The organism is Nonomuraea sp. NPDC003214, from assembly GCF_053590035.1.
Window position 1 is genome coordinate 267,887 of record NZ_JBSFSX010000010.1, and the last position, 19,494, is coordinate 287,380.

The 19,494-nt window shown below is 72.5% G+C and carries 18 protein-coding genes and 1 tRNA gene; 7 read left to right on the top strand and 12 right to left on the bottom strand.

The annotated features are described in order from the left end of the window. The first annotated feature begins 157 nt into the window (after positions 1-157). Genes ACWDXC_RS31600 through ACWDXC_RS31625 form a run of 6 tightly spaced genes read left to right on the top strand, consistent with a single transcriptional unit; the run spans position 158 to position 6,607 of the window. Positions 158-1,480: a Wzz/FepE/Etk N-terminal domain-containing protein gene (locus ACWDXC_RS31600; RefSeq protein WP_375073906.1), complete on the top strand. Its 1,323-nt coding sequence runs from the start codon at positions 158-160 to the stop codon at positions 1,478-1,480. Further along, on the top strand, positions 1,477-2,754 hold the full coding sequence (locus ACWDXC_RS31605; RefSeq protein ID WP_449987777.1) for a hypothetical protein: 1,278 nt from the start codon (positions 1,477-1,479) through the stop codon (positions 2,752-2,754). The genes ACWDXC_RS31600 and ACWDXC_RS31605 overlap by 4 nt, the downstream gene beginning before the upstream one ends. Then, the gene (locus ACWDXC_RS31610) at positions 2,741-3,631 is read left to right on the top strand and encodes a hypothetical protein (protein WP_449987780.1); all 891 of its coding nucleotides are present in this window, start codon (positions 2,741-2,743) and stop codon (positions 3,629-3,631) included. The genes ACWDXC_RS31605 and ACWDXC_RS31610 overlap by 14 nt, the downstream gene beginning before the upstream one ends. A 5-nt stretch (positions 3,632-3,636) precedes the next feature. Next, complete coding sequence (locus ACWDXC_RS31615) at positions 3,637-4,479, top strand: sulfotransferase family protein (RefSeq protein WP_449988044.1); 843 nt, start codon at positions 3,637-3,639, stop codon at positions 4,477-4,479. After that, entirely contained in the window at positions 4,470-5,717 is a 1,248-nt protein-coding gene (locus ACWDXC_RS31620) for a lipopolysaccharide biosynthesis protein (protein WP_449987783.1), read from the top strand. Before ACWDXC_RS31615 ends, ACWDXC_RS31620 begins: the two co-directional genes overlap by 10 nt. Further along, a complete protein-coding gene (locus ACWDXC_RS31625; protein ID WP_449987787.1) occupies positions 5,714-6,607 on the top strand; it encodes a sulfotransferase in 894 nt (297 codons plus the stop codon). The genes ACWDXC_RS31620 and ACWDXC_RS31625 overlap by 4 nt, the downstream gene beginning before the upstream one ends. Here ACWDXC_RS31625 and ACWDXC_RS31630 read toward each other — a convergent pair. The 12 genes from ACWDXC_RS31630 to ACWDXC_RS31685 all read right to left on the bottom strand — a co-directional run bounded on the left by ACWDXC_RS31630 (position 6,594) and on the right by ACWDXC_RS31685 (position 18,248). Beyond that, on the bottom strand, positions 6,594-7,328 hold the full coding sequence (locus ACWDXC_RS31630) for a WecB/TagA/CpsF family glycosyltransferase (protein WP_449987792.1): 735 nt from the start codon (positions 7,326-7,328) through the stop codon (positions 6,594-6,596). The two genes, ACWDXC_RS31625 and ACWDXC_RS31630, sit on opposite strands and share 14 nt — an antisense overlap. Positions 7,329-7,834: 506 nt before the next feature. After that, positions 7,835-8,713 carry a glycosyltransferase family 2 protein gene (locus ACWDXC_RS31635; protein ID WP_449987795.1) on the bottom strand — a complete coding sequence of 293 codons (879 nt, stop codon included), beginning with the start codon at positions 8,711-8,713 and terminating at the stop codon, positions 7,835-7,837. Then, positions 8,710-9,609: a sulfotransferase gene (locus tag ACWDXC_RS31640; protein ID WP_449987798.1), complete on the bottom strand. Its 900-nt coding sequence runs from the start codon at positions 9,607-9,609 to the stop codon at positions 8,710-8,712. The genes ACWDXC_RS31635 and ACWDXC_RS31640 overlap by 4 nt, the downstream gene beginning before the upstream one ends. A 143-nt stretch (positions 9,610-9,752) precedes the next feature. Then, on the bottom strand, positions 9,753-11,015 hold the full coding sequence (gene cysN / locus ACWDXC_RS31645; RefSeq protein ID WP_219500360.1) for a sulfate adenylyltransferase subunit CysN: 1,263 nt from the start codon (positions 11,013-11,015) through the stop codon (positions 9,753-9,755). A gap of 4 nt (positions 11,016-11,019) precedes the next feature. Continuing rightward, positions 11,020-11,934: a sulfate adenylyltransferase subunit CysD gene (gene cysD, locus ACWDXC_RS31650; RefSeq protein ID WP_449987801.1), complete on the bottom strand. Its 915-nt coding sequence runs from the start codon at positions 11,932-11,934 to the stop codon at positions 11,020-11,022. 22 nt (positions 11,935-11,956) lie between these two features. Beyond that, on the bottom strand, positions 11,957-12,721 hold the full coding sequence (locus ACWDXC_RS31655) for a 3'(2'),5'-bisphosphate nucleotidase CysQ (RefSeq protein WP_449987804.1): 765 nt from the start codon (positions 12,719-12,721) through the stop codon (positions 11,957-11,959). After that, positions 12,721-14,073, bottom strand: coding sequence for a sugar transferase (locus ACWDXC_RS31660; RefSeq protein WP_219500396.1), 1,353 nt, complete (start codon positions 14,071-14,073; stop codon positions 12,721-12,723). Before ACWDXC_RS31660 ends, ACWDXC_RS31655 begins: the two co-directional genes overlap by 1 nt. A 193-nt stretch (positions 14,074-14,266) precedes the next feature. Continuing rightward, positions 14,267-14,851: an aminoacyl-tRNA hydrolase gene (gene pth / locus ACWDXC_RS31665; RefSeq protein ID WP_219500348.1), complete on the bottom strand. Its 585-nt coding sequence runs from the start codon at positions 14,849-14,851 to the stop codon at positions 14,267-14,269. A 60-nt stretch (positions 14,852-14,911) separates the two neighbouring features. Further along, the gene (locus tag ACWDXC_RS31670) at positions 14,912-15,532 is read right to left on the bottom strand and encodes a 50S ribosomal protein L25/general stress protein Ctc (protein ID WP_449987807.1); all 621 of its coding nucleotides are present in this window, start codon (positions 15,530-15,532) and stop codon (positions 14,912-14,914) included. 99 nt (positions 15,533-15,631) lie between these two features. After that, positions 15,632-16,573: a ribose-phosphate diphosphokinase gene (locus ACWDXC_RS31675; RefSeq protein WP_246643989.1), complete on the bottom strand. Its 942-nt coding sequence runs from the start codon at positions 16,571-16,573 to the stop codon at positions 15,632-15,634. A gap of 22 nt (positions 16,574-16,595) precedes the next feature. Then, a complete protein-coding gene (gene glmU / locus ACWDXC_RS31680; RefSeq protein ID WP_449987810.1) occupies positions 16,596-18,056 on the bottom strand; it encodes a bifunctional UDP-N-acetylglucosamine diphosphorylase/glucosamine-1-phosphate N-acetyltransferase GlmU in 1,461 nt (486 codons plus the stop codon). A gap of 120 nt (positions 18,057-18,176) precedes the next feature. Further along, positions 18,177-18,248: transfer RNA gene (locus ACWDXC_RS31685), tRNA-Gln, on the bottom strand. A 268-nt stretch (positions 18,249-18,516) separates the two neighbouring features. Here ACWDXC_RS31685 and ACWDXC_RS31690 point away from each other — a divergent pair. Continuing rightward, positions 18,517-19,458: an acyl-CoA desaturase gene (locus ACWDXC_RS31690; RefSeq protein WP_449987813.1), complete on the top strand. Its 942-nt coding sequence runs from the start codon at positions 18,517-18,519 to the stop codon at positions 19,456-19,458. Positions 19,459-19,494: the final 36 nt, after the last annotated feature.

Genomic DNA, 19,494 nt, shown 5'->3' on the forward strand with positions numbered 1-19,494 from the left:
GTTATTGAAGGACGAATTCCCGCCCGTACGGGAGAAAATCTTGGGTAATCGACCTGGGTAATATCCGGCCCGCCTATAGTGGGCGCACACCTCGGCACGTGACGCAGAGTCGCAGAAGCGCGACAATCCGCTACGCACTTCAGGGAGACGCGCCTCCATGAGCTCGACGCCGGACTGCCCGGCCCACCGCTCCGGCACCGAGCTGGGGGCGCACCTTTCGCTGCTCCGCAGGCGCTGGCTGCTGTTCCTGGGCTGCTTCCTGGCCGGCGGCACGATGGGGCTGGCGCTGATGCGGCTCACCCCGCCCGCCTACACCGCCACCACCCAGGTCCTCGTCACCCCGGTGGGCGTGCCCGAGCAGGGCAACCAGGTGACCGCCAGGCAGCGCGAGCAGCTCAACCTCGACACCGAGGCGCAGATCGCCCGCTCCGGCGTCGTCGCCGCTGCCGCCGCCCAGATCGCCGGCATCGCCGAGCCGGAGCCCGTCGAGGTCACGGTGCCGCCCAACTCGGCGGTCCTGCTCATGACCGTCACCGCGCCCGACCCCGTCGCCGCCGCCACCCAGTCGCGCGCCTACGCCGACGCCTACCTGGCCCACCGGGCCGACGGCGCGCAGGCCGCCATCACCTCCCAGCAGAAGCTCATCCTGGCCAAGCTCAAGCAGGTCAACGCCGCGCTCGCCAAGGCCGTCACACAGCTCGGCGGGCTGCGCCGCGGCACCGCCGAGCACACGCTCGCGCTCCACCGGCAGGGCGTGCTCAACCGGCAGGCCAACAGCCTCACGCTCAAGTACGACGCGCTCAAGACGGTCCCGGTGACGCCCGGCTCGGTCATCAGCCCGGCCGAGCCGCCGTCCGCGCCCAGCTCGCCCAGCCTGCCGCTCCACCTGGCCTCCGGGCTCGTCGCCGGGCTGCTGGCCGGGGCCGGCGCGGCGAGCCTGCGCGACCGGCTCGACACCCGGCTGCGCACCGCCGCCGACGTCGAACGGCTGACCGGGCTGCCCGTCCTGGCCGACCTGGCGCGCCCGGCCGAGCTCGCCACCTCCGTCGTCTCCGCCTGCCCCGGCAAGTGGCTGCTGGTCAAGGCCGTGCCCGCCGAGCTCGGCACCGCGTCCGTGATCGCGCCGCTGGCCGCCAGCGCCCCGCTGTCGGTGCTCAACGGCGCCGAGGTGGGCGACCTCGGCCGGGCCGACGCGGCGGTGCTGCTCGTGGGGCTGGGCGAGGCCACCGCCGAGCAGGTCGCGGCCGCCGTACGGCAGGTCGGCCGGCACCGCGTGCCCGTCATCGGCGTGGTGACGACGACGGACCTGACGCCCGCGCCCGTGCCCGAGCCGCGCCGGCCCAACACGCTCGGCAAGCTGGTCGCGAGCGGCGAGCTCGCCGAGAGCGGCGCCCTGACGACGCCGATGAGCACGCCTGTGCACACCCCCGCGCACAAGCCCGTGAACCGCCCGGTGGGCTCGCTGGGCAAGCCGACGTGAAAGGGCCCGCCTGGCCCATCGGCGCGCTGCTGCTCGGCTATCCGGTCTGGTGGGCGCTCGGCTTCGGCGGGCTGTCGGTGGTCGTGCTGGCCGTGCCCATGGCCGTCATCCTGTTCCGGCGGCGGCCGGTGCGGGTGCCGCGCGGGTTCGGGCTGTGGGCGCTGCTCATCGGCGGCTACCTGATCAGCGCGCTGATGCTGGGCGAGATGCCGCCCGGCACCTACGGCGAGCTCGGCGCGGGCCGGCTGGCCGGCTACGCGATGCGGCTGGCGCTCTACCTGTCGCTCATGGTCATGGTGCTCTACCTGGGCAACCTCACCGAGCGGGAGCTGCCGCAGCTCCGGCTGGTGCGGATGCTCGGCGTGCTGTTCGTGACGACCGTGGCGGGCGGGCTGCTCGGGCTGCTCGCGCCCGGGTTCTCCTTCACCTCGCCGGTGGAGATGCTGCTGCCCGACTGGCTGGCGGGCAACCCGTTCGTGCAGAACCTCATCCACCCGACCGCCTCCCAGACGCAGAAGGTGCTCGGCTACTCCATGCCGCGCCCGGAGGCCCCCTACGAATGGGCCAACGCGTGGGGCAGCAACGTGTCGGTGCTGCTGATCTGGTTCGTGGTCGGCTGGTGGGTGTACGGGTCGCGCCGCCGCCGGGTGCTCGCCGTGGCGCTGGTCGCGCTGGCCGCCGTGCCGATCGTCTACTCGCTCAACCGCGGCCTGTGGATCGGGCTCGGGCTGGCCGTCGCGTACCTGATCGTCCGGGTGGGCGGCCGGACCAGGCTCATGCTGTGCGCCGGGGCGGTCGCGGCGGCGCTGGTGTTCGCGCTCAGCCCGCTGGCCGGGCTCGTCATGCAACGCCTGGACAAACCGCACTCCAACGACATCCGGGCGTTCACCGTGTCGGCCACGATCGAGGCCGCCACCCACTCCCCCGTCGCCGGCTACGGCAACACGCGCAACGCGCTCGGCAACCATCGCACGATCACCACCGGCAAGACCGGCTGGTGCGCGGGCTGCGGCCATCCGCCGCTGGGCGCCGACGGGCAGCTCTGGCTGCTGATGATCACCCAGGGGTTCACCGGGGCCGTGCTCTACGTGGCGTTCTTCGCCGGGGCGATCCGCCGCCACTGGCCCGACCGGACGCCGATCGGGCTGGCCGGGGTGCTCGTGATGTGCCTGGTGCTGCTCTACATGTTCGTCTACGACGGGCTGGTCACGCCGCTGAGCCTCTACTTCATCTCCTTCGCCCTCCTGTGGAGGAACACGCATGCACGACCATAGGATCCGGCTGCGCTATCTCGGCGACACGCTCGACCTGCTCTTTCCCGGCACCGGGTCACCGCGCCCCTACACGGTGCTGCCCCACCCCTACCTGCCCCGGCGGCTGGCTCCGCGCCGGTGGTGGCATCCCGGGCCGAGGGTGATGCTGCCCGCCGAAGGCTCGATCGGCGACCACCTGGGCGAGGTGTTCGGCACGCCGGTCGAGCTCGTCGTGCACGTGCGGCCCGCCCGCCGGGCCAACCGCAAACCGGTCCTGGAGGCGTACTCGGCGGGGGCGCGGCTGGCGTACGTGAAGGTCGGCGACAGCGAGCGGGCGCGCGCGCTGGTCGCCAACGAGGCCGCCGTGCTGGCACGGCTGGCCGACCGGCCGCTCAAGAGCGTCGTCGCGCCCAGCGTGCTCTACCACGGCACCTGGCGCGGGCTCGGCGTGCTCGCGCTGTCGCCGCTGCCCGCGCGGCGCGGCCGGGTGCCCGAGCCGCTGCTCGTCCGCGCCGTCAAGGAGATCGCCGCCACCGGCGACGGCGCGTGGCACGGCGACCTGGCGCCGTGGAACATCGCGCCCGCCGCCGACGGGCGGCTGCTCGTGTGGGACTGGGAGCGCTACGCGACCGGGGCGCCGCACGGGTTCGACGCGATGCACCACTTCTTCCAGCGGGCGCTGCGGCGCATGGACCCGCCCACCGCGGCGCGTGCCTGCCTCGCCCAGGCGTTGCGGGTGCTGGCGCCCTACGGGCTCTCGGCGGCCCAGGCCAGGCGGACGGCGCTGCTCTACCTCGTCGCGCTGGCCGACCGGCACGCCGCCGACGGGCACGAGCCGCTGGGGCCGCCGCAACGCTGGCTGTCCCCCCTCGTCGACCACGAGGAGCCGATCCTGTGAAGCCGATGAAGCGGCCCGTGCTGTCGGTTTCGCGCGGGGCCGGGCGGTTCACCTCGGGAGCGCGCGTGCTGCCTTCGTTCCTCATCGTCGGGGCTCAGCGGTGCGGCACCACCTCGCTCTACCGGGCGCTGGCCCAGCACCCGCTGCTGCTCAAACCAGTGCTGCACAAGGGCGTCCACTACTTCGACACCGGCTACCGGCGGGGGCTGCCGTGGTACCGGGGGCACTTCCCGCTGCGCGTGGGGGCCGCGCTCCTGGCTCGCCGCCACGGGGCCCCGGCGCAGGCGTTCGAGTCGTCGCCCTACTACCTGTTCCACCCGCTGGCCGGCGAGCGCATCGCCGCCGACCTGCCGGGGGTCAAGCTGATCGTGCTCGTGCGCGACCCCGTCGAGCGGGCGTGCTCGGCGCACGCCCACGAGCTCGCCCGCGGGTACGAGACCGAGTCCAGCTTCGAGTACGCGCTCGAACTGGAGGAACGCCGGCTGGCCGGGGCCGAGGAGAGCCTGCGGGCGCGACCGTACTCGGTGCACCATTCACACCGGCATCACGCCTACGTGGCGCGGGGCCGCTACGCCGCGCAGCTCGACCGGCTGGAGCCGCTGTTCGGGCGGGAGCGGATCCTGGTGCTCGACAGCCACCGGTTCTTCGCCGAGCCCGAGCCGGTCTACGACCGGGTGCTGGACTTCCTGGGCGTGCCCCGGCTCGGATACCCGGCGTTCGAGCGGCACAACGGGCGGGCGCTGCCGAGGCCTCTGCCCGCGTCGCTGCGGCGGGCGCTGCGCGAGCGGTTCGAGGCGGACGACGCGCGGCTGGTGCGCTGGCTGGGAGGGGCGCCGTCGTGGCGGTGACGGGTCTGGCGCGCAGCGGCGCGGCAGGGCTGGCCGGGGCCGCGGTGGGGGCGCTGGCGCAGTTCGCGCTCGTGGTGGTGGTGACCAGGGGGCTGCCTGCCGCCCAGGCGGGCGAGTTCTTCGCGGTGACCGCGCTGGCGTTGCTGGCCGCCGGGGTGGCCAAGCTGGACGCGGGGAACGGGCTGGTGTACTTCATCGCGCGGGCCGGGACGTACGGCTATCTCGGCGTTTCCGGATATGTCAAGGCAGCGGTGGTGCCCGTCGCCGTGGTCGCCGCCGCGGCCGGGATCGTCCTCCACCCGCAGCTCGGGCCGCTGGCCTGGGCGCTGCCCGCGATCGCCGTGGCCGACGTGCTGCTCGCGGCCACCCGCGGGTTCGGGGCGATGCGGCCCACCGTGCTGCTCGACGGGATCGTGCTGCCCGTCGGCCAGCTCACCCTCGTCGCCGCCGCCCTCGCCCACGCCTCCGCGCTGCCCCTCGCCTGGGCCGCCCCGTACCTGATCGTGGCCGTGCTGGCCGGGCTGGCGCTGCGCGGGCGGGCGCCCCGCACGCCGTACCTGCCCGGCACCGGGCGCGACCTGTGGCGCCACACCGCGCCCCGGTCGGCGGCGGGCGCCGTCCAGGCCGTGTTCCAGCGGCTCGACATCGTGCTCGTCGCCGCGCTCGGCGGGCCCGTCCAGGCCGCCGTCTACACCGCCGCCACCCGGTTCAAGGTCGTCGGGCAGCTCGCCAACCAGGGACTCTCCCGCGCCGCGCAACCCCGCCTGGTGAGCGCGCTCGCCGACGGCGACCTCGCCCGCGCCCGCGAGCTCTACCAGGTCACCACCATGTGGCTGGTGCTGCTCACCTGGCCCGTCTGGCTCGGCTACGCCGCGCTCGCGCCCTGGCTGCTCGACCTGTTCGGCGCCGGCTACGACGCCGCCGCGCCCGTCGCCCTGGTGCTCGCCGCCGCCATGATGGCGGCCACCGCGTGCGGCATGGTCGACGTCGTCCTCACCGCCGCCGGGCACACCACCGGCAGCCTGCTCAACCTGCTCGCCGCGCTCGGCGTCACCGTGCTGCTCGACCTCGCGCTCATCCCCGCCCACGGCGCGCTCGGCGCCGCGCTCGGCTGGGCCGGCGGGCTGCTCGTCAAGAACGCCCTGCCGCTCTGGCAGCTCCACCGCCGCTACGGGCTGCGCCCCTTCGGCCGCCACAGCCTCGGCGCCCTCCGCCTCCGCGCCTGGGCCGCCGCGTGAACCCGCCCGTGCTCGTCACCGGGCTGCCCAGAAGCGGTACGAGCTGGACCGGCAAGATGCTGGCCGCCGGCGGCGAACTCGTCTACGTCAACGAACCGCTCAACCCGCAACACCCGCCCGGCCGCTCCCCCGGCGTGCTGCGCGCCCACGTGACCCACCGGTTCCAGTACATCTGCGAAGACAACGCCGACGCCTGGCTGCCCGCCTTCCGCGACACCGTCGCCCTGCGCTACCGCTGGGCGACCCAACTGCGGGCCAACCGCACCCCGTACGACCTGGCCCGCATGATCCGCTACGGCGCCGCGTTCGGGTACGGGCGGCTGACCGGGCGGCGGGCCCTGCTCGACGACCCGTTCGCGGTGCTGTCTGCCGGCTGGTTCGCCACCCGGCTCGGCTGCCGCGTCATCGCACTCGTCCGCGACCCCGTCGCCTTCGTGGCAAGCTGGCAGCGGCTCGGCTGGACCGTCTACTTCCACGAGCTGCTCGAACAGCCCCTCCTCGTCCGCGACCACCCCGAGGTCGAGCTGCTGCGCCCGCTGATCGGCTCCCAGGACCGGCTCGCCAAGGCCGCCGCGCTGTGGCGGGTGACGCGCACGATCCTCTCCCGCCTCCCCGGCATCCACGTGACCTCGTACGACGACCTCGCCGCCGACCCCTTGCCCGGCTTCCGGACCCTGTACGACCACGCCGGGCTCACCTGGACCCCCGCCGCCGAACGCCGCATCACCCACGCCTGCACCGCCCCCACCGGGCCCGCCCGGAGCTTCACCTGGACAGGGCTCTCCCGCACCGCCTACCGGCCGATGGACTCCCGCCAGGCTCTGCGCACCGCCGCCCGCGGCCTCACCCCGGCGGAGATCGCCCGCGTCCGCGCCCTCACCGCCGCATGACCCCGCGCCTGGCCTCCAGCAGCAGCCGCACCGCGAACGGCAGATCGTCCACCAGGTAGCGCCTGGCCAACCGGCCCGGCTCCGACCCCAGCCGGAACGCCCACTCCAGCCCGGCGCGCCGCATCCACCCCGGAGCGCGCGGCACCATCCCGGCCGCGAACGCGATCGCCGCCCCGCAGCCCAGGAACCAGGCGCCGGGCAGTTCCTGGCGCAGGTCGCCGATCAGCAGCTCCTGCCGGGGGAAGCCCAGCCCCACGAACACCAGCCGGGGCCGCGCCCGCGCCACGTCGCCCACCACCCGCTCGCGCTCCGCCGGGCGCGCGTCGAACCCGTACGGCGGCGACACCGCGCCCCGGACGTCGAGCCCAGGACAGCGGCGCGCCAGCTCCCCCGCCGCGCCCTCGGCGGCCCCGGGCGGCCCGCCCAGCAGGTAGACCGGCCAGCCGCGCCGCGCCGCCCGCGCGCTCAGCGACCAGATCAGGTCCGCGCCCGTGACCCGATCCGGCAGCGGTGTCCCCGAGATCCGTGACGCCCACACCAGCGGCATCCCGTCGGCCACCACCACCTCGGCCCGCCGCACCAGCTCCCGCAACCCGGCATCCCGCGCCACGGCCCGGCAGATGTCCACGTTGGGCGTCACGATCTGGCCCCCGCGGCCCGCCTCCACCTCCCCGCTCACCCACTCCACCACCTCGGCCTCGGTGACGGCATCCACCCCCACCCCGCCCACCACCACCCGCCGCCGCCCAGCCGACAGCACCCCAGACGCTGATCCCGCCCCCTCCAGGACAGCGGCAGGCGGCCCGCCGGGCAGCGCCTCACCGCCCAACGGCTCCCCGGCCGCGAGCGGGCGACGCCCACCCAGAACGGCGGCACGCGGCCGGGCCTCCGTTGGGGAGTCGGCCTCCGCAGAGGGAGCAGGCCGCCTGCCGGGCAGCGCCTCCTGGGGCGCCTGCGGGCGACGTCCATCCACAGCCGCGCCCCGCCCCAGCGCCCCAGAGCCCGCCGCGTCCAGGACGGCGGCACGCGGGCGTGTCTCCGTTGGGGAGTCGGCCTCCGGGGTGGTGTCGCGTGGTCGGGTGAGCGTGTCCGGGAGGCGGTGGAGGGCTCCGGGAGGCGGTGGGGCGCTCGGGGTGTCGTGGATGCCGGGGGTTGGCGGGGCCGAAGGGGGTGGGAAGGGGTGGGTGGGTGAGGGCATGGTGGGGTCCGTTGTCCGGTGGGGCGGGGTCAGATGCCGTGGCCTCGGCGGTGGAGGAGGGCGAGGACGCGGGGGGCGGGGATGAGGCCGGCGGCGACGGCCAGCGCGATGGGGGCGCGGGGTTCGCCGAGGCGGGCCGACAGGGCGCGGGAAGCCCAGCGGGCCGCGTCGAGGCGGTGGCCGAGCGCCGCGTGGGCGAAGGCGAGCTGGCCGTAGATCCGTGCCGCGCCGCGTGGATCCACGGCCAGTTCGGGATGCCGGGCGAGCATCCACTCCAGCCCGGCGATGCGGTCGGCCCAGCGGGCGGCGTAGTGGGAGGCCCCCCACCGGACCCGGACGAGGGGCCGGTCGGCGCAGGCGATCGGGTGGCGCCGGGCGGCGCGGAGCGCGAGGTCCCAGTCCTCGTTCTGCCCGGCGGGGGCGCTTTCGTCGACCCAGAGCGCGCCGCGCCGGAACAGGAACGTGGAGGAGTGCACCATGACCATGCGCGACCGGGTCAGGTCGGCGGCCGTGACCCGGTCGGCCCCGGCCAGCCGGGTGACGCGGCGGTCGCCGTACTCGATCTCGATGCCGCAGCTCACGAACTCGGCGCCGGTGGCGGCGAGCCGCACCTGGGCGGCGAGCTTGCCGGGCAGCCAGAGGTCGTCGTCGTCGCAGAAGGCGACGAGCTCGGTGTCGCAGGCGGCGATGCCGGTGTTGCGCGCCCCGGGCAGCCCCGGGCTGAGCCGGTTGCCGATCACTCTCGCCTGGTCGGGCACCTGCCGCCGCACGGTCTCGGGCGGCACGCCGTCGGCGACGACGACCACGTCGACCGGGTGGTCCTGGGCGAGCGCGGCGAGCACCGCCTCGCGCAGGAGGCCGGGCCGGTCGCCGCGCGTGGGGACGACCACGCCGACGGGACCGGTCATGCGGTCGCCCTGCCGTAGCCGTAGCGGGCCCGGAGCGGCCAGGTGAGCGCGGCGACCAGCCCGCGGTGGTGGCGCGGCAGCCCCTGCCGCCAGGCGTCGTCGCGGGCCAGCTCGACGCGGCCCACTTTGAAGCGCATCGGGTTGCCCGAGGAGGTGTGGCTGGTGGTCAGGTAGGCGGTGGTGCCGTCGAGGAACGGCAGCCGGAACCCGGTGAGCCCGAGCACCCCGGCGAGCCCGGTCAGCGTGGCCTCCGGCGCTGCCAGCAGGTCCTCGTAGCGGATGCGGGTGACGGGGGCGCCGCGCCGGGCGAGGACTTCGAGGGCGAAGTTCTGGGCGTTCCAGTGGACGGCGGTGCGCAGCGGGGTCCAGCGGGTCATCGGCTGCCCGTCCTCGGGCCTGGCCACGCTGCGGCTCCAGGAGTGGGCGACGGCGCGCGGCTCGCGCACCACCTGCACGACCTGGGCGTCGACCCCGGCCTCGACCAGGCAGTAGGCGAGGGAGGCGTGCTTGCTGGAGTCGATCACCACGCGGGCGCCGGCGGCCTCGGCGGCGGCGCGGTAGACGCGACGGTAGGCCCGTACGTATTCGGCCAGGTCGGCGTGGGCGATGCGGGCCACCCGCCGGGTGCGGTCGACGCGGTGGCGCAGGGCGACGACCCGTTCGGCGAGCATGGCCGTCCAGCCGTTGAACGCGCGGTCGCCGACGCGCACCCAGAAAGGGCAGACGCTGAACGCCCGGCCGCACCCACACGCCTCGTCGGCCAGCACGCCGCGCTCCCACAGGTGGACGACCTCGCCCAGGGGCACGACGCCGGGCAGCTCGCCGAGGAGCCGTTCGAGCAGTGTCGTGCCGCTGCGGCCGAGGCCGCCAAGGAAGATCACGCGCGGTTCGCTCACGGGCATGGACTCTCGCATCGCCAACACGGAACGTGGAGACACTAGCGCGGAGAGTAATCAATCGGCCAAGGAACCGGAAATGATCTACCTAACGCGGAACGGCCGGCCGCGGGAAGCGCGACCGGCCGTTTCGGGAGCGAAGCTCAGCGGGAGTCGATGACCATGCCCGCCGCCACGGTGCTGTTGCTGGTCTCGTCGATCAGGATGAAACCGCCGGTGAGCCGGTTGCGCCCGTAGTCGTCGACGAACAGCGGCTGCGTGACCCGCAGCGTCACCCGGCCGATCTCGTTGAGGCCCAGCGCGGTGGCCTCTTCGTCACGGTGGAGGGTGTTGACGTCGAGCCGGTATTGCAGGTCGCGCACCAGCGCCCGCGCGGTGCGGGTGGTGTGCTTGATCGTCAGCTTGGAGCGCGGCGTCAGCTTGGAGGTGTCGGCCATCCAGCAGACCATCGCCTCCAGGTCCTGGGCGGCCTGCGGCTGGTTGTTGGGCCTGGCGATCATGTCGCCGCGCGAGATGTCGAGGTCGTCCTCGAAGCGCAGCGTCACCGACATGGGCGGGAACGCCTCCTCCACCGGCCCGTCGAAGGTGTCGATGGAGGCGATCCGGGTGGTGAGCCCGGACGGCAGGTGGACGACCTCGTCGCCGGGCTTGAGCACGCCGCCCGCCACCTGGCCGGCGTAGCCGCGGTAGTCGTGGAAGGCGTGGTCGGTGGCCCGCTGCGGGCGGATCACGTACTGGACCGGGAAGCGCACGTCGGTCAGGTTGCGGTCGGAGGCGATGTGCACGTTCTCCAGGTGGTGGAGCAGCGAGGTGCCCTGGTACCAGGGCATGTTCTCGGAGCGGGACACCACGTTGTCACCGTTGAGCGCGGAGATCGGGATGAACGTCAGGTCGGCCACGTTGAGCTTGGAGGCGAACGCGGTGAACTCCTCGCGGATCTCCTCGAAGCGCTCCTGGGAGTAGTCGACCAGGTCCATCTTGTTGACCGCGAGCACCAGGTGCGGGACGCGCAGCAGCGAGGTCAGGAAGGCGTGCCTGCGCGACTGCTCCAGCACGCCCTTGCGCGCGTCGATGAGGATGATGGCCAGGTCGGCGGTGGAGGCGCCGGTGACCATGTTGCGGGTGTACTGGATGTGGCCCGGCGTGTCGGCGATGATGAACTTGCGCCGGGGCGTGGCGAAGTAGCGGTAGGCGACGTCGATCGTGATGCCCTGCTCCCGCTCGGCGCGCAGGCCGTCGGTCAGCAGCGACAGGTCGGTGTATTCGGTGCCGCGGTCGCGCGAGGTGCGCTCGACGGCCTCGAGCTGGTCTTCGAAGATCGCCTTGGAGTCGAACAGGAGCCGCCCGATGAGGGTGGACTTGCCGTCGTCGACGCTTCCCGCCGTGGCGAAACGCAGAATGTCCATCGGTCTAGAAGTAACCTTCCCGCTTGCGGTCCTCCATGGCGGCCTCCGAGGCGCGGTCGTCGGCCCTGGTGGCCCCGCGCTCGGTGATCCGGGTGGCCGCGATCTCCTCGATGATCTCCTCGACCGTGGCGGCCGTCGACTGCACGGCGCCGGTGCAGGTCATGTCGCCCACGGTGCGGTAGCGGACGACGGCCTCGAACAGCGGCTCGTCGTCGCCTCGCTGGACCACCTCGGCGTCGGGCAGCAGCATGCCGTCACGCTCGAACACCTTGCGGGTGTGGGCGAAGTAGATCGACGGGATCTCGATGCCCTCGCGCCGGATGTAGTCCCACACGTCGAGCTCGGTCCAGTTGGACAGCGGGAAGACGCGGATGTGCTCGCCCTGGGCGATGCGGCCGTTGTAGAGGTTCCACAGCTCGGGGCGCTGGTTCTTCGGGTCCCACTGGCCGAACTCGTCGCGGAAGGAGAAGACGCGCTCCTTGGCCCTGGCCTTCTCCTCGTCGCGCCGGGCGCCGCCGAAGACGGCGTCGTTGCGGTTGGCCTCGATGGCGTCGAGCAGCGTCGTGGTCTGCAGGCGGTTGCGGGAGGCGCGGCGGCCGGTCTGCTCGGCGACGCGCCCCTGGTCGATGGACTCCTGCACGGAGGCCACGATCAGCTTGGCGCCCAGCTCCTCGACGCGGCGGTCGCGGAACTCGATGACCTCGTCGAAGTTGTGGCCGGTGTCGACGTGCATGAGCGGGAACGGGATCGGCGCGGGCCAGAACGCCTTCTCCGCGATGCGGAGCATGACGATGGAGTCTTTGCCGCCGGAGAAGAGCAGACAGGGGCGCTCGAACTCGGCAGCCACCTCGCGCATGATGTGGATGGCCTCGGCTTCGAGTACGTCGAGCTGCGACGTCGTGTAGTCGCGCTGGAGCATAAGCGCTCTCCTCGGGGCGTTTTTAGCGGTGCAGGTCCCGAATCCCGGCGAGCAGGGTAGACGCCAAGTCCGGTAGGGAAACCAGAATATCCGGTAGGGAGGGGTCGGCTTGGTTGTAGGTCAGGGTTGAGCCGTCGACGCGGCTGGCGTGAACTCCCGCGGCCAGCGCGACGGCGACCGGCGCGGCCGAGTCCCACTCGTACTGGCCGCCGGCGTGGACGTACGCCTCGACCTCTCCGGTGAGCACCGCGCAGATCTTGGCCCCGGCCGAGCCGATCGGCACCAGGTCGGCCCCGGCGAGGTAGGCGAGCTTCTGCACGAACTCCGGCGGCCTGGTGCGGCTCACCGCGATGCGGAAGCGGCCGCCCTCGTGGGCGGGCAGCTTGGGCGGCTCGGCGGTGCCGAGCGTGCGGCCCTGGGCGGGCAGCGCCACGGCCCCGGCGCTCAGCGTGCCGCGCTCCCACAGCGCGACGTGGACGGCCCAGTCGGCGCGGCCCTCCTCGGAGAACTCGCGGGTGCCGTCGAGCGGGTCGACGATCCACACCCGGTCGGCCGACAGCCTGCGCGGGTCGAGCCGCTCCTCGCGGGTGGCCTCCTCCGACAGCACGCTGTCGCTGGGCCGCAGCCTCGCCAGCGCCTCCATCAGGAACTCGTGGGAAGCCCGGTCACCGGCGGCCTTGAGCGCGGCCTGGTCGGCGAACCCGACGCGGTCCCGGACCGCCAGCAGGTGCTCGCCCGCCTCGGTCGCCAGGTCGGCGGCGAGGGCGTGGTCGTCGCGAATCGTCATCAGTAAGCTCCTTGCCCGCGTGCGACGGCCGACCAAGTCTTCCACAGGATCTGCAGGTCCAACATGAGGGACCAGTTCTCCACGTAACGCAGGTCGAGCCGGACCGATTCCTCCCATGACAGATCGGACCGGCCGCTCACCTGCCACAGCCCGGTCAGCCCCGGCCGGACGAGCAGGCGTCTGCGCACGTCGTCGCCGTAGCCGGCGACCTCCTCCGGCAGCGGCGGGCGCGGGCCGACCAGCGACATGTGGCCGAGCAGCACGTTGAGGAGCTGGGGCAGCTCGTCGAGCGAGTGGCGGCGCAGGAACATGCCGAGCGGCGTCACCCGGGGATCGTTGCGGATCTTGAACAGCGGGCCGTCGCCGTCGCTGACCAGGGTGATCTTCTGATACTCGGAGCCGCGCCGCATCGTGCGGAACTTCACGATCGTGAACGGCCTGCCATCCCTGCCGATCCTGACCTGGCGGAACAGCGCGGGCCCGGGGCTGGTGGCGCGTACGGCGACCGCGAGCCCGGCCAGCAGCGGGGCCAGCAGCACGAGCAGGACGGCGGCCACCAGCCGGTCGAAGACGTTCTTGACGAGCTGCCTGGCGCCGGTCAGCTCCGGGTGCTCGACGTGCAACAGCGGCAGCCCGGCGGCCGGTCTGATCATGGTGCGCGGCCCGGCGACCTCCATGAGCGCGGGGGCCACGACGAGCTCGGTCTGGGTGGCCTCCAGCCGCCAGGCGAGGCGGCGCAGCGCCAGGCCGTCCATCTCGGGACAGGCGAGCACGGCGACCGTGTCGGCGCCTGCCTGCTCGACGACCAGCGGCACGTCGCTGAAGTGGCCGGCGACGGGCACCTCGGCCACGCTGTCGAGGGCGGCGTCGTCGGGCAGGCAGGCGGCCACGACGTCCATGCCGTGGTAGCGCTCCTTGCGGAACAGGCGTACGAGCTCGTCGACGGAGGCGGCGTGGCCGACGGCCACCACGCGGCGCAGGCACTCCCCGCGCGCCCGGCGGCGGTGCAGGGCGCGCCGCAGGGCATGGCGCAGCGCCAGCGTCAGCAACGTGACCAGCGGCAGCGCGAGCACCACGTAACCCCGGGCGACGTCGGCCTTGGTCAGGTAGGAGCCGATGGCGAGCAGGGCGGTGAGCGCGGCCCCGCAGCGCACGATGCGGCGGAACTCCTCCGAGCCCTCGCCGATGAGGCGCGGCTCGTAGGCCCGGTTGAGCGCGACGGCGCCCAGCCACACGGCGGGCAGCGCGACGCTGACCAGCAGGTAGGGGAGCGCGTGGGCGCTGACGTGGCCGAACCGGAAGCAGAACGCGGCGGCCGACCCGGCGCCGGCGGCGAGCAGGTCGGCGCCCATCGCCCGGAGCTGGTAGGCGCGCACCCAGCCGGGCACGCGCGGCCCGGCGCGCCAGGCGACGCTGGGCTCGGCTCCGGCGACGGTCAGCAACCCGTCCTGCACGCACGCCTCCAGGTGACGTTCGTCAACGGAATGTCACTAGATCGTAGCCCTGCGTGCAGGCTGCCCAGGCGGGAACGGCGTTATGAGCGGATCAGCGTGGAGGGCCGGAAATGTTCAGATCGGCGCGGTGAAACTCGTTCTGCGTGACGTCGAGGCCGCGTTCCATGAGCGACTCCACCACGTCGGCCGCCCGGTCGACCAGGAACGGCAGGTCCTTGCGCTCGGCCGTGGCGAAGTCCTTCAGCACGAACGAGGCGGGGTCCATCCGGCCGGGCGGCCTGCCGATGCCGAACCGTACGCGCAGGTAGTCGCGGGTGCCGAGGACCTTGGTGATCGACTTGAGCCCGTTGTGCCCGTTGTCGCCGCCGCCCAGCTTGGCGCGCAGCGCCCCGTACGGGACGTCGAGCTCGTCGTGGACCACGATGAGCCGGTCGGGGCCGATCTTGTAGAAGTCGGCGAGCGCCTTGGTCGGCCCGCCGGAGAGGTTCATGTACGTGAGCGGCTTGGCGAGCACGGCGGCCCGCGTCTCCAGCACCTCGGCCCGGCTGCGGTGCGCCTTGAACCGCCCGCCGGCCCTGGCGGCCAGCTCGTCGAGCGTCATGAAGCCCGCGTTGTGCCTGTTGCCCGCGTATTCGGGGCCGGGGTTGCCGAGCCCGACGATCAGCCAGCGGTCCATGTGCTTCCCCTCAAGCGGAAAGGGGCAGCCGGCATGCCGGCTGCCCCGTGACCGGGATGGTTACTCGGCGGCAGCGGCCTCGGCGGTCTCGCCCTCGGCGGCGGGAGCCTCGCCCTCGGCGCCCTCCTCCTCGGCGGGAGCCTCGGTCGGCTTGGCGATGACCTGGATGACCACGGTCTCCGGGTCGGCGGTCAGCGTGGTGCCCTTGGGCAGGTCGAGCTGGCCGGCGGTGATCGAAGCGCCGACCTCCAGGCCCTCGACGTTCACCTCGACGCCGGTCGGGATGTGCGTGGCCTCGGCCTCGACGGCGATGCTCATGAGCTGCTGGTCGAACAGGCCCTCGGAGTTGACGTCACCGACGGCGGTGACGGGGATCTCGACGGTGACCTTCTCGCCGCGCTTGACCAGGAGCAGGTCGACGTGCTCGACGAAGCCCTTGATCGGGTCACGCTGGACGCCCTTGGGCAGCGCGAGCTCGTCGACGCCCTCGCCGTGGAGGCGGATCAGCACGTTGGGCGTGCGGAGCGCGAGGAGCACCTCGTGGCCCGGCAGGGTCAGGTGCTTGGGGTCGATGCCGTGCCCGTAGAGGACGGCGGGCACCTTGTCGGCGCGGCGGATCTTGCGGGCGGCGCCCTTGCCGAACGTGGTGCGCTGTTCGGCGGCGATACGGACTTCAGACACGACATCTCCTAGGGATGCAGAGTGCGAATGGGTTTTGCGCTCCCCCTCACCCGCCCTAGCGGAAGGCGTTACGAGCGCAACCCTCTCAGCCTACCGGGCTCAGGTGTCTCCCTCGAACAGACTGGTGACGGAGCCGTCGGTGAACACCTCGGTGATGGCGCGGGCGATCAGCGGGGCGATGGACAGCACGGTCAGCTTGTCGAAGCGGCTCTCCTGCGACAGCGGCAGCGTGTTGGTGACGATGACCTCGGAGATGCGCGAGTTCTTCAGCCGGTCGACCGCGGGGTCGGAGAACACCGCGTGGGTGGCGGCGGTGATCACGTTGGTGGCGCCCTGCTCGTAGAGGGCGTCGGCGGCCTTGCAGATCGTGCCGGCGGTGTCGATCATGTCGTCGATGAGCACGCAGGTCCGGCCGCGTACCTTGCCGACGACCTCGTTGACCTTCACCGAGTTGGCGACGTCGAGGTCGCGCCGCTTGTGGATGAAGGCCAGCGGGGTGCCGAGCGTGTCGGCCCAGCGCTCCGACAGCCGCACCCGGCCGGTGTCGGGGGAGACGATCGTGGTGTTGGCCAGGTCGAGCTTGTTCTTCAGGTAGCTCTCCAGCACCGGCATGGCGAACAGGTGGTCCACCGGGCCGTCGAAGAAGCCCTGGATCTGCGAGGTGTGCAGGTCGATCGACATGAGCCGGTCGGCGCCCGCGGTCTTGAAGATGTCGGCGATCAGCCGGGCGGTGATGGGCTCGCGGCCGCGGCCCTTCTTGTCCTGCCTGGCGTAGCCGAAGAACGGCATGACCACGGTGATGCGCTTGGCGGAGGCCCGCTTGAGCGCGTCGACCATGATGAGCTGTTCCATGATCCACTGGTTGATCGGGCCGGTGTGGCTCTGGATCACGAAGGCGTCGCAGCCCCGGACGGATTCGAGGTAGCGGGCGTAGATCTCGCCGTTGGCGAAGTCGATCAACTTGGTGGGGGTAAGGGAGACGCCCACGTGCTCGGCGACCTCCTCGGCCAGCTCCGGATACGCGCGGCCGGAGAAGAGCATGAGGTTCTTCTCGCCCGGCTGTTTAATGCTGGTCACTGCTGCTCTCCTGCTGTTGCTGCTCGGCCAGCGCCCGCTCGGCCGCGGCTGCCGACTTCGTGCCCGCGCGCCTGCGCAAGACCCATTTCTCGATGTTGCGCTGACGCGCTCTCGCCACCCCGATCGCGCCGGGCGGCACATCGCCGTCGATGACGGAGCCGGCGGCCGTGTAGGCGCCGTCGCCGATCGTCACCGGGGCGATGAGCATGGTGTCGCAGCCGACGAACGCGCCGTCGCCCACGGTGGTGCGGCTCTTGTTGACGCCGTCGTAGTTGACGAAGACCACGGCCGCGCCGACGTTGACGTCGTCGCCGATCGTGGCGTCGCCCGCGTAGGTCAGGTGTGGGACCTTGGAGCGTTCGCCGACCTGGGAGTTCTTCATCTCGACGAAGGTGCCGGCCTTGGACTTGCGGCCCAGGACGGTGCCGGGACGCAGGTAGCAGTAGGGGCCGACGCTGGCCTCTGGGCCGATCTCGGCGCTGTCGGCGACGGCGTTGCGGACGACCGCGCCGGCGCCGACCCGGGTGTCGGTGAGCGTGGTGGCGGGCCCGACCTCGGCGCCGGCCTCGATGACCGTGCTGCCGTGGAGCTGGGTGCCGGGGTGGATGACGGCGTCGGGCTCGATGGTGACGCCGACGTCGATCCAGGTGCTGGCCGGGTCCACGATGGTGGCGCCGGCGCGCATGTGGCGCTCCAGCAGGCGCTGGTTGAGCACCCTGCGGGCGTGGGCGAGCTGGACGCGGTCGTTGACGCCCTCGACCTCGGCGTGGTCGGCGGCGACGTGCGCGCCGACCCGGTGGCCGTCGCCGCGCAGGATCGACAGCACGTCGGTGAGGTACTCCTCGCCCTGGGCGTTGTCGGTGGACACCCGCTTGACGGCGTCGGCCAGGAGCGCGCCGTCGAAGGCGTAGATGCCGGAGTTCATCTCCTTGATGGCGCGCTGCTCGGGGGTGGCGTCCTTCTCCTCGACGATCTCCAGCACGGCGCCGTCCGGATCGCGGACGATGCGGCCGTAGCCGGTGGGGTCGGGCACCTCGGCGGTGAGCACGGTGACCGCGTTGCCGTCGGCCTCGTGCTTGCGCAGCAGCTCGGCCATGGTCTCGGCGCGCAGCAGCGGCACGTCGCCGTAGGTGACCAGGACGGTGCCGGTGATGGCGCCGACCTCCTCCAGCACGGTCCGGACCGCGTGGCCGGTGCCGCGCTGCTCGCGCTGGACGACGGCGCGCGCGTCGGGGCTGGTCTCGGCGAGGTGGGCGCCGACGCGTTCGAGCGCGTGGCCGATGACGACGATGAGCCGCTCGGGACCGAGGTCACGGGCGGCGGAGAGCATGTGGTCGACCAAGGCTCGGCCGCACAGCTCGTGCAGGACTTTCGGGGTCTGGCTCTTCATCCGGGTCCCCTCGCCGGCGGCGAGGACGACGACGGCTGCCGGGCGCGGCACACTCACGGACTGAGGCTCCCTGTGGCTGGACGGTTCAGGGCAGTGGCTACCGCACCGCTACCCTCCCGACATCGTGAGGATACCTGCCCGTCCTGGGCTCTCTCGCGAGGGGGGACGCCCGAAAGGCTCCCGGAAGAGGACTCGAACCCCTACAAAGTGGACCAAAACCACTTGTCCTGCCGATTAGACGATCCGGGATTAATCGGACACCGTGGCGTCCGACACACCCCCTACGATACCGATTCCGCGCCCACCTTCGCCCCCATCTGAGTGTCAGCGCCTTCTCTGGGCAGGGAGACGGCATAACAGACCGTCCCAAAAGCCGCAAGCCATGAAACCCACCCATGTCGTTGGCAAGCCCGTTGCGAAACACACATCGCCGCTTAGGGCTTCCTAACTTACGATGGCGTAGGTTACGTTTGCGTAGCCAGGACAATCACCGCAAACAGCTCGTGAGAGGCAGCCGATGACCGTACTCGCCGAACGCTCGACCCCAGGACCGAAGCCCGACTTCGAACCCGAACCGCGCACCAAGGCCGAACTGATCACGTTCGCGCTGGTCGTCGGGCTCCCCCTGATCGCTATCGGCGCCGCCGTGCCGATCGCGTGGGGATGGGGGCTCATCGGCTGGAGCGACGTGGTGATCGCGGCGGTCTTCTACGTCATCTCCGGTCTCGGCGTCACGGTCGGCCTGCACCGCTACTTCACCCACGGCTCGTTCAAGGCCAAGCGCCCGCTCAAGATCGCTCTGGGGATCGCGGGCAGCCTCTCCCTGGAGATGTCGGTGCTCGACTGGGTCGCCACCCACCGCAAGCACCACAAGTTCTCCGACAAGGAGGGCGACCCGCACTCGCCGTGGCGCTTCGGCCCCGGATTCAAGTCCATGACCAAGGGCCTGCTGTACGCCCACATGGGCTGGCTGTTCGACGCCGACCGGGTCAACCGTGAGAAGTACGCCCCGGACCTGGTCAGGGACCCGGACGTGATGAAGCTCCACCGCTGGTTCGGCGCCCTCGCGCTCACCTCGATCCTGCTGCCCGGCGTCATCGGCGGCCTCGTCACCTGGTCCTGGCAGGGCGCGCTGACCGCGCTGTTCTGGGGCTCGCTGGTGCGCATCGGCCTGCTGCACCACGTCACCTGGTCGATCAACTCCATCTGCCACGTGTTCGGCGAGGAGGACTTCCAGGTCCGCGACAAGTCGCGCAACGTGTGGTGGCTGGCCATCCCGTCGTTCGGCGAGTCGTGGCACAACCTGCACCACTCCGACCCCACCTGCGCCAGGCACGGCGCCCTCAAGGGCCAGATCGACCTGAGCGCCGGCGTCATCCGCATCTTCGAGCGGCTCGGCTGGGTGCACGACGTGCGCTGGCCCACTCCGGAACGCCTGGCGGCCAAGAGAATCTCCTGACAGCACGCCATTATGGGAACCGTGACCGAATCCCGA

Coding starts and splice junctions, on each gene's coding strand:
- ACWDXC_RS31660 (WP_219500396.1), bottom strand. CDS start 14,073: ATGGGCGCCGACCTGCTCGCCGCCGGCGCCGGGTCGGCCGCCGCGTTC.
- ACWDXC_RS31610 (WP_449987780.1), top strand. CDS start 2,741: ATGCACGACCATAGGATCCGGCTGCGCTATCTCGGCGACACGCTCGAC.
- ACWDXC_RS31600 (WP_375073906.1), top strand. CDS start 158: ATGAGCTCGACGCCGGACTGCCCGGCCCACCGCTCCGGCACCGAGCTG.
- ACWDXC_RS31635 (WP_449987795.1), bottom strand. CDS start 8,713: ATGACCGGTCCCGTCGGCGTGGTCGTCCCCACGCGCGGCGACCGGCCC.
- ACWDXC_RS31655 (WP_449987804.1), bottom strand. CDS start 12,721: ATGACGATTCGCGACGACCACGCCCTCGCCGCCGACCTGGCGACCGAG.
- cysN (WP_219500360.1), bottom strand. CDS start 11,015: ATGGACATTCTGCGTTTCGCCACGGCGGGAAGCGTCGACGACGGCAAG.
- pth (WP_219500348.1), bottom strand. CDS start 14,851: ATGGACCGCTGGCTGATCGTCGGGCTCGGCAACCCCGGCCCCGAATAC.
- ACWDXC_RS31675 (WP_246643989.1), bottom strand. CDS start 16,573: ATGCTCTTCTCCGGCCGCGCGTATCCGGAGCTGGCCGAGGAGGTCGCC.
- ACWDXC_RS31615 (WP_449988044.1), top strand. CDS start 3,637: ATGAAGCGGCCCGTGCTGTCGGTTTCGCGCGGGGCCGGGCGGTTCACC.
- ACWDXC_RS31690 (WP_449987813.1), top strand. CDS start 18,517: ATGACCGTACTCGCCGAACGCTCGACCCCAGGACCGAAGCCCGACTTC.
- cysD (WP_449987801.1), bottom strand. CDS start 11,934: ATGCTCCAGCGCGACTACACGACGTCGCAGCTCGACGTACTCGAAGCC.